12 protein-coding genes are annotated in these 15,137 nt (G+C 67.0%); 7 read left to right on the forward strand and 5 right to left on the reverse strand.

Annotated elements, in window-relative coordinates:
• Positions 1-22: 22 nt before the first annotated feature.
• Positions 23-2,008: an SDR family oxidoreductase gene (locus tag A5752_RS24370; protein ID WP_197500714.1), complete on the reverse strand. Its 1,986-nt coding sequence runs from the start codon at positions 2,006-2,008 to the stop codon at positions 23-25.
• Positions 2,009-2,062: 54 nt separating this feature from the next.
• On the opposite strand from A5752_RS24370, the gene A5752_RS24375 reads away from it, so the two are divergent.
• The 3 genes from A5752_RS24375 to A5752_RS24385 are packed head-to-tail and all read left to right on the forward strand — an operon-like array spanning position 2,063 to position 5,210.
• Positions 2,063-2,932: a MaoC family dehydratase gene (locus tag A5752_RS24375; RefSeq protein ID WP_067091297.1), complete on the forward strand. Its 870-nt coding sequence runs from the start codon at positions 2,063-2,065 to the stop codon at positions 2,930-2,932.
• Between the two features lie 57 nt (positions 2,933-2,989).
• Positions 2,990-3,874 (forward strand): universal stress protein, encoded by an 885-nt coding sequence (locus tag A5752_RS24380; protein ID WP_067091300.1) that lies wholly within the window; start codon positions 2,990-2,992, stop codon positions 3,872-3,874.
• Positions 3,875-3,893: 19 nt separating this feature from the next.
• Positions 3,894-5,210: an adenylate/guanylate cyclase domain-containing protein gene (locus A5752_RS24385; protein WP_067091303.1), complete on the forward strand. Its 1,317-nt coding sequence runs from the start codon at positions 3,894-3,896 to the stop codon at positions 5,208-5,210.
• A 20-nt stretch (positions 5,211-5,230) separates the two neighbouring features.
• On the opposite strand, the gene A5752_RS24390 is transcribed toward A5752_RS24385, so the two are convergent.
• Complete coding sequence (locus tag A5752_RS24390) at positions 5,231-6,133, reverse strand: alpha/beta fold hydrolase (RefSeq protein ID WP_082964043.1); 903 nt, start codon at positions 6,131-6,133, stop codon at positions 5,231-5,233.
• Positions 6,134-6,395: 262 nt separating this feature from the next.
• On the reverse strand, positions 6,396-7,937 hold the full coding sequence (locus A5752_RS24395) for an HNH endonuclease signature motif containing protein (protein ID WP_082964044.1): 1,542 nt from the start codon (positions 7,935-7,937) through the stop codon (positions 6,396-6,398).
• Positions 7,938-8,081: 144 nt separating this feature from the next.
• Here A5752_RS24395 and A5752_RS24400 point away from each other — a divergent pair, with 144 nt between their 5' ends.
• Genes A5752_RS24400 through A5752_RS24410 form a run of 3 tightly spaced genes read left to right on the forward strand, consistent with a single transcriptional unit; the run spans position 8,082 to position 13,209 of the window.
• On the forward strand, positions 8,082-11,375 hold the full coding sequence (locus A5752_RS24400) for an error-prone DNA polymerase (RefSeq protein ID WP_067091308.1): 3,294 nt from the start codon (positions 8,082-8,084) through the stop codon (positions 11,373-11,375).
• Positions 11,376-11,392: 17 nt separating this feature from the next.
• The gene (locus A5752_RS24405; protein ID WP_067091311.1) at positions 11,393-12,565 is read left to right on the forward strand and encodes an MFS transporter; all 1,173 of its coding nucleotides are present in this window, start codon (positions 11,393-11,395) and stop codon (positions 12,563-12,565) included.
• Complete coding sequence (locus A5752_RS24410; RefSeq protein ID WP_067091313.1) at positions 12,562-13,209, forward strand: nitroreductase family protein; 648 nt, start codon at positions 12,562-12,564, stop codon at positions 13,207-13,209. The genes A5752_RS24405 and A5752_RS24410 overlap by 4 nt, the downstream gene beginning before the upstream one ends.
• Here the strand turns inward: A5752_RS24410 and A5752_RS24415 are convergent, their stop codons facing one another.
• Positions 13,210-13,674, reverse strand: a complete 465-nt coding sequence (locus tag A5752_RS24415) for a tRNA (cytidine(34)-2'-O)-methyltransferase (RefSeq protein ID WP_067091316.1) — start codon at positions 13,672-13,674, stop codon at positions 13,210-13,212. It abuts the gene before it with no gap.
• An 8-nt stretch (positions 13,675-13,682) separates the two neighbouring features.
• The gene (locus A5752_RS24420) at positions 13,683-14,363 is read right to left on the reverse strand and encodes an alpha/beta fold hydrolase (RefSeq protein WP_067091319.1); all 681 of its coding nucleotides are present in this window, start codon (positions 14,361-14,363) and stop codon (positions 13,683-13,685) included.
• A gap of 121 nt (positions 14,364-14,484) precedes the next feature.
• Between A5752_RS24420 and A5752_RS24425 the strand changes: the two genes are divergently transcribed.
• The gene (locus A5752_RS24425) at positions 14,485-15,090 is read left to right on the forward strand and encodes a class I SAM-dependent methyltransferase (protein WP_067091321.1); all 606 of its coding nucleotides are present in this window, start codon (positions 14,485-14,487) and stop codon (positions 15,088-15,090) included.
• Positions 15,091-15,137: the final 47 nt, after the last annotated feature.

Consider the following 15,137-nt stretch of genomic DNA (forward strand, 5'->3'; position numbering starts at 1 on the left):
GGCCAACGATAGGGATCCGCAGTTACCAGTGCACACCCGGCACCAGCCGCACCGCGGACTTCACCGGCCGCGGTATTCGTGCGGGCCGCTTCGGGCTGCGCGGTGGACGTGGTGTCCGTGCGGTCCTCGGCGGCGCCGGCACCCCGCGAGCCGCAGGTGAATCCGGATATCCGAGGTAGAGCTGGTGCAGGATCCGCCGCGAGAGTTTCGGCGTGAAGTAGTTGCCGAAGTCGGCGAGCGTGCCCAGGGGTGTGTCGATTCTGGCCGGCTTGTCGATGAGCCCGCGCACCACCATGGCCGCGGCGTGTTCGGCGCTGATCGGGGGCACCGGGTTGAGCCGACGCGACGGCACGATCATCGGCGTGCGCACCAACGGCATGTGGATGGTGGTGAACGTGATGTGGTCGGAGAGCGTCTCGGTCGCGACCACGTCGGCGAACGCGTCGAGCGCGGCCTTGGTCGGAAGGTAGGAGCTGTACTTCGGGTTGCGCGCCTGCACGCCGGCGCTCGACACGTTGACCACATGGCCGAACCGTCGTTCCCGCCAATGCGGTAGCAGCGCAAGGACCATCCGCACAGCGCCGAAGTAGTTGACGGCCATCACGCGCTCGTAGTCGTGCAAGCGGTCGGTGGAGGCGGTCACCGAGCGGCGGATCGAGCGGCCGGCGTTGTTCACCAGATAGTCGACATGGTCGAAGCGGCCGAGGATGTCCTTGACAGTGCTCTCGACCGACGTCGAGTCGGTGACGTCGCAGGTGAACGCATGGGCTTGACCGCCGCCGGCCCGGATCTCGGCGACCAGGTCGTCGAGCGCATCGGCGTTGCGCGCCAATGCGAACACGGTCGCGCCGCGTTCGGCGATCGCGATGGCCGAAGCCCGTCCGATTCCGCTCGAGGCGCCGGTGACGATCACGTGCTTGCCGACCAGTGGACCGGCCGGATCGTCGCGCCGCGCACGGTCGGGGTCGAGGTGTTCGGCCCAATAGCGCCACAGCACGGGCGCGTAGTCGCCGAAGCGGGGGACAATTATCCCCGTGCCCCGCAATGCTTCTGAGGCGCGCTCGGCCGTGAATGTGGGCATCAGGTCGACGACGTCGAGCACTTCGGCGGGCAGGCCGAGTTGCGTCGCGACCATGTTGCGCACGATCTTGACGCGGCCGGTGGCCTTCAGCAGGGGTGTCGCCGTGGAACGGGGAAGAGACGCACGCAGCGGCGGAAGTCCGGCGGTTCTGGCCACGGCGCGGTAGATGCCGCGCAGCCCAATCGTTTTCGGTGCGGTGAGATGGAACGTTTCACCGTCGCGATCGGGCAGATGCATGAGAGCGACGAGCGCGTTGGCCACGTAGTCGACCGGGACGAGGTTCGTCCGGCCGGTGTCGGGCAGCGCCATCGGCGTGATCGACGGCAACGAGGCCAGTCTCGCGAGCATCGGGAAGAAGTAGTACGGCCCGTCGATCTTGTCCATCTCGCCGGTCCGCGAATCCCCGACGACGACGGCGGGGCGGTACACCCGGTACCGCAGCCCGGGCGTGGCGCGGACCAGCTGCTCGGCCTCGAACTTGGTCCGGTGATACGGCGTCGGCAGTTCCTGGCCGACGTCGAAGTCGTCCTCGGTGAACTCGCCGCGGAAGGTGCCCGCGACGGCGATCGAGGACACGTGGTGCAGGGTCGCGTCGAGCCGGTTGGCGAGGTCGATGACCGCGCGGGTGCCGTCGACGTTGGCTGCACGCTGGTCGGCGTCGGAGGCGGTGATGTCGTAGACGGCGCCGCAGTGCACGACGTGGTCGACAGCGCCGATGGCGTTCGGCGGCAGACCGAGATCCGGTTCGCAGAGGTCACCGACCAGCGGTTTCACCCGGTCGCCCCAGGTGGCGGCGAGGCGTTCGAACCGGGACAGCGAGGTTCGGCGCACGAGCCCGAGCACCTCGGCGTCGCTGCTGTGGGCCAACAACCGCGTCACCACTCGTCTGCCGATAAACCCGGTACCGCCGGTAACGACATAGCGCATGCGAGTCATCGTGGACCGCCGCGGCCGAGACGTCAATGCGGATATCGTTCGGACATGCCTCTCGACCCCAACGCCATCGGCGCCAAGACCGACCCGCAACTGTTCGAATGGACCGACCGCGACACGTTGCTGTACGCGCTGGGCGTCGGCGCGGGCACCGCGGATCTCGCGTTCACCACCGAGAACAGCCACGGCATCGAGCAACAGGTGCTGCCGACGTACGCGGTGATCGCGTGCCTGCCGTTCGCGGCGGCAGGCCTGATCGGTTCGTTCAACTTCGCGATGCTGCTGCACGGTTCCCAGGGGATCCGGCTGTATGAACCGCTGAAGCCGGCCGGAAAGCTGAGCGTGGTCGCGGAGGTCGCCGACATCCAGGACAAGGGTGCGGGCAAGAACGCGATCGTCATGCTCAAGGCGACGGGCACGGACCCCGACACGTCGAAGGTGGTGGCGGAGACCTTCACGACGGCGGTCATCCGCGGTGAGGGTGGATTCGGCGGGCAACCGGGGCAGCGGCCACCGGCTCCGGAGATTCCCGACCGCGAACCGGATGCCCGAATTGCGTTGCCCACGCGCGAAGATCAGGCGTTGATCTATCGGCTGTCGGGGGATCGCAACCCGTTGCACAGCGATCCGTGGTTCGCGCGGGAACTGGCGGGCTTCCCGAAGCCGATCCTGCACGGGCTGTGCAGTTACGGAGTGGCGGGTCGGGCGTTGGTCGCCGAACTGGGTGGGGGTGACGCGACGAAGGTCAGCGCGATCGACGCCAGGTTCACGTCGCCGGTGTTCCCGGGAGAGACGTTGACGACGTCGATCTGGCGGACCGAGGCCGGTCGCGCGGTATTCCGCACGGAGGCGGCCGAACCCGACGGTTCGAATGCCCGCCTCGTACTGGAGGACGGTGTGGCCGAATACCGCGACTGACGCTCATTTGGTCGATCCGGAGGCGTGTGCCGCCGGGGATTGACAGGATGGTCGACCATGAGGCTCGTCGTTGGATACCTGGCCACTCCCGGCGGTGCGGATGCGCTGGCGCTCGGTGTGCGGTTCGCGCGCACGCTGGGCGCCGAACTCGACTTGTGCATGGTGTTGCCGCCCGACCGGGTGGTGCCGTCGATAAAACCGGTGGGGGATTTCGAGAAGCACCTCGTCGAGCAGGCCGAGCAGTGGCTGGAAGAGGCGCGCGCGTCGGTGCCCGACGACATCGTGGTGCGCAGCCATGTACGCGTCGACGACTCGGCGGCCGATGGGCTGATTCAGGAAGCCGCGCGGGTCGAGGCCGACATGATCATCGTCGGCGGATCGGGTGGCCTGGCGGCCAGCTTTTCGTTGGGGTCGGTGGTCAACGGCCTGTTGCACTCGGCGCCGTTGCCGGTGGCGGTGGCGCCGCGGGGTACGCGGAATTCACCCGTCGACCGTGTGCGTGAGGCAACGTGTGCGATAGGCGAGCGCGAAGGCGCGGATGTCCTGCTGGACATGGCTGTTCGCTACAGCCGGGCGGCGGGCACTCCGCTGCGGCTGGTGTCGCTGGTCGCGCTGGACCCGACGTTCGGGGCGCTGCGCGGGGACGGTGAGGCGGTGCGGGAGCGGGCGCTCGCTCATGCGCATCATGTTCTCGATGTGGCGAAATCAGAGTTGCCGCAGGATTTTCCGGTGACGTCGACGATCGTGGAGGGTACGACGATCGAGGAGGCGGTGGGCAAGCTGGACTGGCGCGATGGGGACCTGATCATGGTCGGGTCGAGCCGGCTGAGCGCGCCACGGCGGCTGTTTCTCGGCTCGAAGGCGGCGAAGATGCTACGGGTGCTCGACGTGCCGATGGTGGTGGTGCCGCGCGAACAATTCGGGCGCGAAGATCTGCCTTAGCGGAGATTGACTTCGGGCTATGTTCTCCGAGACGCGGTATGCGACGAACGGAGACCTGCGAATCGCTTACCGCGCGTCCGCCGAGGGTGAGCGCGACATCCTGTTCATCCCGAACTGGTTCTCGAACTGTGAGCTCACGCCGGAGCTCCCGGCCACACGCGAATGGGTCGAGGCGATGACATCGCTAGGTCGGCTGATCTTCTTCGACCAGCCGGGTATGGGGGCCTCCGATCCCCTTCCCGGCGGTGCGTTGCCGACCCTGGAAATGTGGGTCGACAGCATCAGCGCGGTGCTTGATGCACTCGGCAGTAGCGAAACCGTCCTGATCGCCGGTGTCGGCGCGTTGGCGGCAGGGGCGCTCTTCGCCGCAACGCATCCTTCACGGACGACGGGGCTGGTGGTGTTGGAGGGTTATGCAGATCCGAACGCGGCGCGCGTCGATGGACCGACGCCGGAGGAAGTCCTCGCCGCAATGGTCGACACGTGGGGCACAGGGGAGTCGCAACACTTCTTGAATCCGGACATGCCGTGGAACGAGGAGATTCGGGCGGCCTGGGCTCGGTTCGAACGTTTGTCGGCGAGCCCAAGCACCGCCGCGTCGATGATGCGTTTCATGGCCGAGATGGACGTGCGTGCGCTGCTCCCGGCGATCCGGGTTCCCACAGTTGTCGTTCACCACACGGATGATGTTGTGATTCCGCGGGATTGGGGCAAGTACGTCGCTGATCACATTCCAGCTGCGCGCTACGTCGAGCTGCCCGGTCGGAACCTGATACACGTGGTCGAACCATGGCGTGAGTCTTTTCGGGAGATCGCCGAATTCCTTACTGGCAGACAGCCTGAGGTCGCTGACGATCGGGTGCTGGCGACGGTGTTGTTCACCGACATCGTCGACTCGACGCGTCGCGCGGCTGAGATGGGCGACCGCGGGTGGCATGCGCTTCTGGATGCGCACGACGCTGTCGTGCGGGCGCAACTTGCTCGGTTTCGTGGTCGTGAGGTGAACACGACGGGAGACGGCTTCGTCGCGATGTTCGACGGTCCTCAGCGAGCCATCCGCTGCGCCATGGCTATTCGCGACGCAGTGCAGGTGCTTGGAATCGAAGTACGCGCGGGTTTGCATACGGGCGAATGCGAGGTTCGCGGTGACGATATCGGCGGTATCGCCGTGCACATCGGTGCCCGCGTGGCCGGCCTGGCAGGACCAGACGACGTGCTGGTGTCGAGCACCTTGCGCGATCTGGTGATCGGCTCGGGACTGGAGTTCGAGGAACGCGGGACCCACCAACTGAAGGGTGTACCCGGTGAATGGCGCCTGCATGCGGTCGCCAACTAGGACGGCGGCGGTCGACGGGCTCAGCGGTGCGCGAGGAAGTCGGACAGGTACTTACCGACGACCTCGTTCGGGATCAGGTGATTGGCGTCGACGAGTTCGATCCGCGCATCGGGGAGTCGCTGCCGCAGGCGGGCCGCAGCTTTGGGTCCGTTGTGTGCGGTCTCGTTCTTGCCGATGATCGCCAGCACCGGGATCCGCGCGGATGCGATTGGACGAAGATCACAGTCGCTGCGCATCGGCCACGGCCTCGGCTCGGCGTTACCCAGCGACATCTTGAACGTCATGGCGCCACTGACGAACTGCTGCATGATCGTGTGCATCGGCTCTTCGCCAAGCAGTCGGCGCTGTTCGGGGTTGACCATGTGGTCGATCAGTGACCACACGCGTCGTTCACTGGGGCGCACAGCGATGGTGGTGAGGCCGCGAAACAAAAACCGCGGGCTCATACCTCCCGCGATCCCGACCGGGCACACGAGTGCCAGCCGCTCGACCCTTCTGGGGAAGGCCATCGCAAAGTGCGTCCCTATCCAAGTCCCGCGAGAAACGGCAACGATTCCGGCGCGCTGAATCCTCAGTCCCTGCAACGCTTCGTCGAGCCACGCGACGAGATCGGTGACGTTGGACGTCGGTTTGGTCGGGGTGCTCTTACCTACCTCGTCGATGGCATCGAGCATCGTCACACGATGGGTAGCGGTGAGGACGGGCAGCTGCGGTATCCAACTCGTTGAACTCGAGGACGACCCGTGGAGCGCGACCAGTGGAGGCTTTGATGGGTCACCGGCCTGAAGCACGTGTGTGCGCCCGTATGAGGTCTCCACGTCTGATTCCGTGACAGAGACGACACTGCCGGCCAGGACCGCGTCGTATAGCCGAAGGTAGGCGGCGCGTGCGTCATCCGATCGAAATGCAGAGAGTGCGGGCATCCGAGTCTCCTCACCGTCCTTCCGAATTGATACACCGCGTTGTCGGTGCGGTGCAGCGTCTTCGACGAATCGGGAAGCGATTCGCTGGTTCCGATGAATGAGGCGGCTGCTCGCTGTCGTCGACTAGAACGGCTGAGGCCGGAGACCGAGTTCTCTCGGATCGCTGACCAGATGGAAACCCAACTTGTTCGTTGTGTACGCGACCGGTACACGGCGCACTGGTGCCGGACCAGCCACTTTTGGTGACCGCGAGATTGCCGAGTCAGAACGGCGGCGGGTCTTCTTCGACCGACACCTGCGGCGTGAGCGGAAAAGCGGGCCTTCCGCACTTCCTTCCGGCGAGATCATCCAGCAGGCGCTGGTTGCGCTGACGCTCCGCTTCGATGACCGCCGCCCGGTTCTGTTCGCGAGTTCGCTTGCGCCGCGGCATCTTCAAGCATCGAACCGCGTCGTCGAGCAGATCGACGCTTGGATCGATGACGAGGGGCGCGGTTTCCCGGCACAGCGACGGGAACAACAGCCTGCTGCCCGGATGGGTCGTGTACTTCTGCCCGGCGGGTGAGAGCCAGTCGACGCTTCCGTCGGGGTGTTGCCGATCGCGCCATCCGAGGAACGTCTTGTAGAGATGATGAGTTCTACACAGGCACTTGAGGTTCGACGCCTGCGTCGCTCCCCGCGGATACGGGACCGTGTGGTCGATGTCGCAATGAGTAGCGGGCCTGTCGCAGTTCGGGAAGCGGCACGTCAGATCGCGGCAACGGACGAACCACGCTAGCGCCGACGAGGGAACCCGCCGCTTCTCCGGCGGTGCGTCCCCGGGATGCCTGACGGGTCGGCGCTTGGCGACCGCCAGCTTGGCGGCCACGATCGGTGCCGGCACCACTCCGCGACCCATCACAAACCCCGGCCCCGTCTCGGCCGGCCCACCGAGCGTGGGATCGTCGGCCTCGATCGGTTCGACGGGCTTGTCGCCGTCCAATTCGGCCGGGGCCGCGTCATCGAGCGTGTCCTCGCTCGCCACGACGTGCACCACCACGCCGCCGACGGAGATGCCCGCGGTCGGGCATTCTTTCGATCCGCACTCACACGGCAGCGTCTGGGCGCCATCGAACGCGGCGGCAACGGCGTCGGCGCGACGCTGCTCCTGAGTGCGCGGGTCGTTCTCGCACACCGTGGCGGCCAAGGCGTCGAGCCGTTGGTCGATGAACTCGCCGTGATGGGCGAACACCGTCGCTTCGACATACGCGACACCCGAGCCGTCCCCGCTGTCCTTGACTTCGATATAGCGGCTGCGCGAACTGTTCTCGGCACGGCGCACCGCAGCGGGGTCAAAGCGGTCGACCCAGTAGTCGATCGCGTTGTGCATCTTCAGCACTGACAGTGCCGTCCATCCCTCGACATGCGCGGCGATCGCGGCGTCGACCTTGGCAAGCGCGTCACAGTCTTGGACCAGGTACGTCCGAAACACGATGGCGGCGACGATGCGGTAGGTGATGGTGCCGGTCAGAAACACCGCGTTCGTTCGAGGCAGCCGGTCGCGCAGGGCGATCGCGATCTCCAGTTGGGACGCCGCGACTCCGATCGACACCTGCTGGGCAGGGGCGATCTCAGCGGCGACGGCGGCGTAGTTGTCGATGATCCACTGCTCGCGATCGGCCGAACCGTCGGTGGCATACATCCGATCCAGCACGGCGACGGCCGCCGAGAGCCTGCGCGCGCACGCGGCATTCTCGATGCGCGCCCATGCACCGGCTGCCTCGGCACCTCTGGCGCCGTCGGCCGCCTCCACCAACTGATCGAACATATGAACGAATCTAGTCGGATCCACTGACATCGGAAAGGTTGTTTTGCCAGCCTGTGGATAAATCTGGCGTTGGGGATAACCTGCGCTTTTGCCGAAATTTCGACCGATCAGACGGTTCGAACACAGGTTCGATACACTGCACACATGGGCTGGCATCTTGGCCCGCCGAGCTGGGCGGAAATGGAGCGGGTGCTCAACGGCAAACCGCGCCGTGCGGGCTGGCCGATCGACGAGCAGATCGGCGACGGTGGCGACAGCCCCGCCTGGTCCAGCAAGAGGGGGGAGTACCAACCGCTCGACGTGGAGCGGCCCACATCGACGGTGCCCTACGCCGAACTGCACGCCCATTCGGCGTACAGCTTCCTCGACGGCGCCAGCACCCCGGAGGAACTGGTCGAAGAAGCGGTTCGGCTCGACCTGCGGGCGATCGCGCTCACCGACCACGACGGTCTCTACGGTGTGGTGCGCTTCGCCGAGGCCGCCAAGGAACTCGACATGTCGACGGTGTTCGGCGCCGAACTGTCCCTTGGCGGCGGCGACCGGACCGAAGACCCCGACCCGCCCGGCCCGCACCTGCTGGTGCTGGCGCGCGGGCCCGAGGGCTACCGGCGGCTGTCACGCGAACTCGCGAAGGCGCACCTGGCCGGCGGCGAGAAGGGCAAACTGCAATACGACTACGACGCATTGACAGAAGCGGCCGGCGGACACTGGCACATCCTCACCGGCTGCCGCAAAGGGCATGTCCGGCAAGCGCTTTCCGAAGGCGGGCCCGAAGCGGCAAGCCAAGCGCTCGCCGATCTCGTCGACCGCTTCGGCCGCGACCGGGTCAGCGTCGAGCTCACCCACCACGGGCATCCTTGCGACGACGAACGCAACGCCATCCTGGCCGAGCTGGCACCCCGGTTCGGCCTGAGCGTGGTCGCGACCACCGCCGCCCATTTCGCCGAACCCTCGCGGGGTCGACTGGCCATGGCGATGGGTGCGATCCGCGCCCGCCACTCGATGGACGAAGCCGCCGGATACCTTGCGCCGCTGGGCGGTTCGCATCTGCGCTCCGGCGCGGAGATGGCGCGACTGTTCGCCGACCGGCCCGAGGTGGTGACCGCCGCGGCCGAACTCGGCGAGCAGTGCGCGTTCGGGCTCGCCCTGATCGCACCGCAGCTACCGCCGTTCGACGTCCCCGAGGGCCACACCGAGGACAGTTGGCTGCGCCACCTTGTCATGACGGGGGCCCGCAACAGGTACGGCCCACCTCAGCGGGCGCCCCGGGCCTACGCACAGATCGAACACGAGCTGAAAGTCATTGAACAGCTGACGTTTCCCGGCTACTTCCTGGTGGTCCACGACATCACCCGATTCTGCAAGGAGAACGGCATCCTGGCCCAGGGCAGGGGATCGGCGGCCAATTCGGCGGTCTGTTACGCGCTCGGGGTCACCAACGTCGACCCGGTCGCCAACGAACTGCTCTTCGAACGGTTCCTGTCGCCGGCGCGCGACGGCCCACCGGACATCGACATCGACATCGAATCGGACCTGCGCGAGAAGGCCATCCAGTACGTCTACGACCGCTACGGCCGCGACTACGCCGCCCAGGTGGCCAACGTCATCACCTACCGCGGCCGCAGCGCGGTGCGCGATATGGCCCGCGCACTGGGCTTCTCGCAAGGTCAGCAGGACGCCTGGAGCAAGCAGCTCGGCCAGTGGGGCAACCTCGCCGAGGCGCCGCACACCGAAGACATTCCCGAGCAGGTCATCGACCTGGCCAAGCAGATATCCAACCTGCCCCGGCACATGGGCATCCACTCCGGCGGCATGGTCATCTGCGACCGGCCCATCGCCGACGTGTGTCCGGTCGAATGGGCCCGCATGGAGAACCGCAGCGTCCTGCAGTGGGACAAGGACGATTGCGCGGCAATAGGTTTGGTGAAGTTCGACATGCTCGGCCTCGGCATGCTCTCGGCGCTGCACTACTGCATCGACCTGGTGCGCGAGCACAAGGGCATCGACGTCGACCTGGCGAAACTGGACCTGTCCGAGCCCGCCGTGTACGAGATGCTGCAGAAGGCCGACTCCGTCGGCGTGTTCCAGGTGGAGTCACGCGCCCAGATGGCCACGCTGCCACGGCTCAAGCCCCGCGTGTTCTACGACCTGGTCGTCGAGGTCGCGCTGATCCGGCCCGGCCCGATCCAGGGCGGGTCGGTGCACCCGTACATCAAGCGCCGCAACGGCGAAGAGGCTGTCACCTACGACCACCCGTCGATGGAACCGGCCTTGCACAAGACGTTGGGGGTGCCGCTGTTCCAGGAACAGCTCATGCAGCTCGCCGTTGACTGCGCGGGTTTCTCCGCCGCGGAGGCCGACCAGCTGCGCCGCGCGATGGGATCCAAGCGATCGACCGAACGGATGCGCCGGCTGCGGGGCAGGTTCTACGACGGTATGCGTCAGCGCCATGGCATCACCGGCGAGACCGCCGACCGCATCTACGAGAAACTGGAGGCCTTCGCGAATTTCGGCTTCCCCGAGAGTCATTCGTTGAGCTTCGCATCGCTGGTTTTCTACTCGTCGTGGTTCAAGCTGCATCACCCCGCCGCGTTCTGCGCCGCGCTGCTGCGGGCGCAGCCGATGGGCTTCTACTCGCCGCAGACCCTGGTGGCCGACGCCCGCCGCCACGGTGTGATCGTGCGCGGCCCCGACGTCAACGCCAGCCTGGCGCACGCGACCTTGGAAGACACCGGGAACGCGGTCAGATTGGGGCTCGGCGCCGTTCGGCACATCGGCGACGAACTGGCCGAGCAGCTCGTCGAGGAACGAAACGCCAACGGCGCGTTCGCTTCCCTGCTGGACCTGACGCAGCGGGTGCAACTGTCCGTGCCGCAGACCGAGGCCCTGGCCACCGCGGGGGCGCTGGGCTGCTTCGGTATCACCCGGCGCGAAGGGTTGTGGGCTGCGGGCGCGGCCGCCACTCAGCGACCCGACCGGCTGCCGGGAGTGGGCGCGTCGTCGCACGTTCCCTCCCTGCCCGGCATGACCGACCTCGAGCTCGCCGCCGCCGACGTCTGGGCCACCGGGGTATCGCCCGACAGCTACCCGACCCAGTTCCTCCGTGACGACCTCGACGCCCTCGGTGTCATCCCCGCAAGCCGATTGCTCGACGTGCCCGACGGCTCCCGGGTCTTGGTGGCCGGGGCTGTGACGCACCGGCAGCGGCCGGCTACGGCCCAGGGCGCCACCTTCCTCAACCTCGAGGACGAGACCGGGATGGTCAACGTCATCTGCTCGCGCGGGGTGTGGGCGCGGCACCGCAAGCTGGCGCAGACGGCTCCGGCGCTGTTGGTCCGCGGTCAGGTGCAGAACGCCACCGGGGCCGTCACCGTGGTCGCCGAGCGGATGGGCAAGCTCACCCTGGCGGTCGGCTCCAAGTCTCGCGACTTCCGCTAGCCCGCTACGGTTGAGCCGTGCGCCGACCCGTCTACGTCCTCGTCGGTGCGGGCACCGCGCTGATCGCCTGCTGCTATGGATTCGGGCGGTTCTCCTACGGACTGTTCGGGCCGGTGTTCGGGGAAACCTTCGGCCTCAGTTCCACCATCGCCGGCGTGATCGGGGCGGGCAGCTACATCGGCTACTGCGCCGCGATCACCGCCAGCCTGCTGCTCACCGACCGCGTCGGACCGCGCCGGGTTGCGGTCGCCGCCGGAGGCGTTGCCACACTGGGCATTTCGATCATCGCCCTGGCGCCCTCGGCCTGGGTTCTGGCGGCCGGGGTGCTGATCGCTGGGTGCAGCACCGGCATCGTCTCGCCACCACTGGCCGCGGCGGTCGCCCAACATGTGCCGCCTGCCACAGCGGACCGTGCGCAGACCGTGGTCAACGGCGGCACGGGCATCGGTGTGGTGCTGTCAGCGCCGATCGCGCTGCTGCTGTTGAGTCACTGGCGCGCGGCGTGGGTGGTGTACGCGGCGGTGTCGGCGGCCGTGACGGTCTGGGTGTTCCTCGCCGTGCCCGACTCCTCGCAGCGCGCGGCCAAGCGGGTCGATCCGTTCTGGCGCCCAGGCACTTTCGGCTTGCTGCTGGCCTCACTGCTGACGGGCGTCGGCAGCGTCGCGGTGTGGACGTTCGGCCGCGACCTGATCACCACGGTCGGCGGGGCAGACGCGACGCGCTCGTCGTTGTTGTGGATCGTCATCGGCGCGGCGGGCATTGCCGGTGCGTTCGCCGGTGACGCGGTGCAGCGGATCGGCCTGCGGTGGGCGTGGGTGGCCGCGACCGTGACGATGGCCGTGGCGACGGCTTCGTTGGCCGCCGCCCCGGCCAACCTCGTCGTGATGATCGTCGCCGCGACCCTCTTCGGTGGCGCCTACATCGCGTTGACGGGCCTGGCATTGCTGTGGAGCGCGCGGTTGTACCCCGACAGCACCTCGTCGGGGGTCGGCCTGTCGTTTTTCACCATCGCCGCCGGTCAAGCTCTCGGCGCTCCCATCGCCGGCGCGCTCATCGACATGGTCGGTGGCAGAACCGCATTCGTGTCGATCGCCGCGGTCGGCCTGTGTGCGCTCGCCGTACGCCCGGTAGAGACAGCACCCGCTGCGCGAAACACTGCGCCATGGGGCGAATGTAGTCTCGAAAAATGACGTTGAACCTCTCCGCCGACGAAGTGCTGACCACCACCCGATCGGTGCGCAAGCGGCTCGATTTCGACAAGCCGGTACCGCGTGAGGTGCTGCTGGAGTGTCTCGAACTCGCCATCCAGGCCCCAACCGGATCGAACAGCCAGGCGTGGCAGTGGGTGTTCGTCGACGACCCCGAGAAGAAGACGGCGCTCGCCGAGATCTACCGCAACAGCTGGAAGATGTACCGCACGATGCCCGAGCCCGAATACGCCGAGGGCGACAGCCGCGGAGAGCGGCGCCAAGCCGTGGTGTCGTCGGCCGAATACCTCGCCGAGAACATGGAAAAGGCGCCGTGGCTGCTGATCCCGTGCCTCGAAGGGCGGTGCGACGGTGTGCCCGGCGCCGTCAGCGCCAGCTTCTGGGGTTCACTTCTGCCCGCGGCGTGGAGTTACATGCTGGCGTTGCGCTCGCGCGGACTCGGCTCGGCGTGGACCACGCTGCATCTGCTCGGTGAGGGGGAGAAGCAGGCCGCCGACGTGCTCGGCATCCCGCACGACCAGTACAGCCAGGGTGGGCTGTTCCCGATCGCCTACACCAAGGGCACCGACTTCCGCCCGGCCAAGCGGCTGCCCGTCGAGCAGATCGCGCACTTCAACACGTGGTGATCAGGTCGCGCCGCTGAACCCGTGCTGACGCCACGCCTCGTACACGGCGACGGCGGCCGCGTTCGACAGGTTCAGTGAGCGTCGGCCGGCCAGCATCGGTATCCGCAGTTGCGCGGTGATGTGCGGATCGGCCAGCGTCGCGTCGTCCAGCCCGGTGGGCTCCGGCCCGAACATGAGCACGTCACCCGGCCGGTACTCGATGTCGGTGAACGACGTTGTCGCGTGCGCGGTGAACGCGAAGACCCGCTCGGGCGTTAACGCGGACCACGCCGTGGCCAGGTCGCTGTGAACGGTTACTGACGCCAGGTCGTGGTAGTCCAGACCGGCGCGCCGCAGCTTCGGCTCGGACAGATCGAATCCCATCGGTTCCACCAGATGCAGTTCGCAGCCGGTCGCCGCCACCATCCGGATCGCGTTGCCGGTGTTGGGCGCGATGCGCGGTGAATAGAAGAGAACACGGAACATCGACGGGATCAGATCCGTTCGAGCACATCGGCCAGCTCACGGGGCCGAGAGAGCTGGGCCATGTGCCCGGCGGATATTCGAACGACGTGGTCGGCGTTCGTCGACCACGCTTCCTGCGCTGCCGCCGAGTTCGCTGATTCTCCAGTGGCAATTACGTAAGTCGCCGGATGCGTCCGTTCTCCAGCCATGCTCGGAGAAGAGTACGACGCTGCCGATTGCAGGACGAAGCGTGACAGAATCATCTGACTCTGATCGCGGTCGAGATCGGAGCAGAAGGACTGCCTGGCCAGTTCAAAATCATCGGTCATCTCCATCGTGCCGTCCTCTCGCCGAACAAACACGTTGGGTAGGACATCGCCCAATTGATTCAGGACTGACTGTCCGCGCTTCGGCCAGAGCGCAGTGAGGTACACGCTGTGCCGCACCTTTGGGTGGTCGGCGAACTCGGTGATCACCATCCCACCGTACGAATGGCCAACCAGCACAACAGGCTCAGCGGTAGTCATCAGCACCTGCCGAACATGATTGGCATCCGCGCTGAGGTCACCGAGCACTGCCGGATTGCTACCACCGCTCGGCAGTTGTTTGACGACGTGTACATGATGGCCACCGGCCCGCAGCTGCTCGGCCAAGGCGTCCCAGACCCAGCCGCCGTTGAACGCGCCGTGGACCAGCAGGTAGTCGCTCATGCCGGAATTCTGGGCTCATCATGCCGACGAGTTCTGACATTTCGTGAAGTCCAGCCACGCTCGGGAACTCCCAACGCCGAGGGCGGGAAGAGCTCTTCGGAGCCAAGGGGATAATGCTCGCATGGTCGCAGAAAGCCTCTGGATGCAGAAGGTGGCGGCCGACCCCGGCCACTCGCACTGGTATATCGAGCGGTTCCGCGCCATGGCGCGCGCCGGCGACGACCTGGCGGGGGAGGCCCGCCTCGTCGACGCGATGGTGCCGCGCGGGTCGCACATCCTCGACGCCGGTTGCGGACCCGGCCGACTGGGCGGCTACCTCGCCACCGTCGGACACCGCGTCGTCGGCGTCGACGTCGACCCCACCCTGATCGAGGCCGCCGAACAGGACCATCCCGGCCCGCACTGGCTCGTCGGCGACCTCGCCGAACTCGACCTTCCCGCGCGCGGCATCGCCGAACCGTTCGACGTGATCGTCTCGGCGGGCAACGTCATGACGTTCCTGGCCCCGAGCACCCGCGGCCTGGTGCTCTCTCGGCTGCGCGCGCACCTCGAGGACGACGGACGGGCCGTGATCGGCTTCGGCGCCGGCCGCGACTACGCGTTCGACGACTTCCTGAACGACGCCTCGACCGCCGGATTCGCGCCCGACCTGCTGTTGTCCACATGGGATCTGCGGCCTTTCACCGACGAGTCCGACTTCCTGGTCGCGATCCTTCGCCCGGCGTAAGCGGACGCCGCATCACGATCGGGTCCCGGTATTCGCTCGGTATCCTC

It is taken from the genome of Mycobacterium sp. 852002-51961_SCH5331710 (assembly GCF_001665535.1).
Taxonomy (GTDB): Bacteria; Actinomycetota; Actinomycetes; order Mycobacteriales; family Mycobacteriaceae; genus Mycobacterium.

Excerpts from the sequence above, each read along its gene's own strand:
- A5752_RS24370 (WP_197500714.1), bottom strand. The coding sequence starts at position 2,008 with ATGCGCTATGTCGTTACCGGCGGTACCGGGTTTATCGGCAGACGAGTG.
- A5752_RS24375 (WP_067091297.1), top strand. The coding sequence starts at position 2,063 with ATGCCTCTCGACCCCAACGCCATCGGCGCCAAGACCGACCCGCAACTG.
- A5752_RS24380 (WP_067091300.1), top strand. The coding sequence starts at position 2,990 with ATGAGGCTCGTCGTTGGATACCTGGCCACTCCCGGCGGTGCGGATGCG.
- A5752_RS24385 (WP_067091303.1), top strand. The coding sequence starts at position 3,894 with ATGTTCTCCGAGACGCGGTATGCGACGAACGGAGACCTGCGAATCGCT.
- A5752_RS24390 (WP_082964043.1), bottom strand. The coding sequence starts at position 6,133 with ATGCCCGCACTCTCTGCATTTCGATCGGATGACGCACGCGCCGCCTAC.
- A5752_RS24395 (WP_082964044.1), bottom strand. The coding sequence starts at position 7,937 with ATGTTCGATCAGTTGGTGGAGGCGGCCGACGGCGCCAGAGGTGCCGAG.
- A5752_RS24400 (WP_067091308.1), top strand. The coding sequence starts at position 8,082 with ATGGGCTGGCATCTTGGCCCGCCGAGCTGGGCGGAAATGGAGCGGGTG.
- A5752_RS24410 (WP_067091313.1), top strand. The coding sequence starts at position 12,562 with ATGACGTTGAACCTCTCCGCCGACGAAGTGCTGACCACCACCCGATCG.
- A5752_RS24415 (WP_067091316.1), bottom strand. The coding sequence starts at position 13,674 with ATGTTCCGTGTTCTCTTCTATTCACCGCGCATCGCGCCCAACACCGGC.
- A5752_RS24420 (WP_067091319.1), bottom strand. The coding sequence starts at position 14,363 with ATGAGCGACTACCTGCTGGTCCACGGCGCGTTCAACGGCGGCTGGGTC.
- A5752_RS24425 (WP_067091321.1), top strand. The coding sequence starts at position 14,485 with ATGGTCGCAGAAAGCCTCTGGATGCAGAAGGTGGCGGCCGACCCCGGC.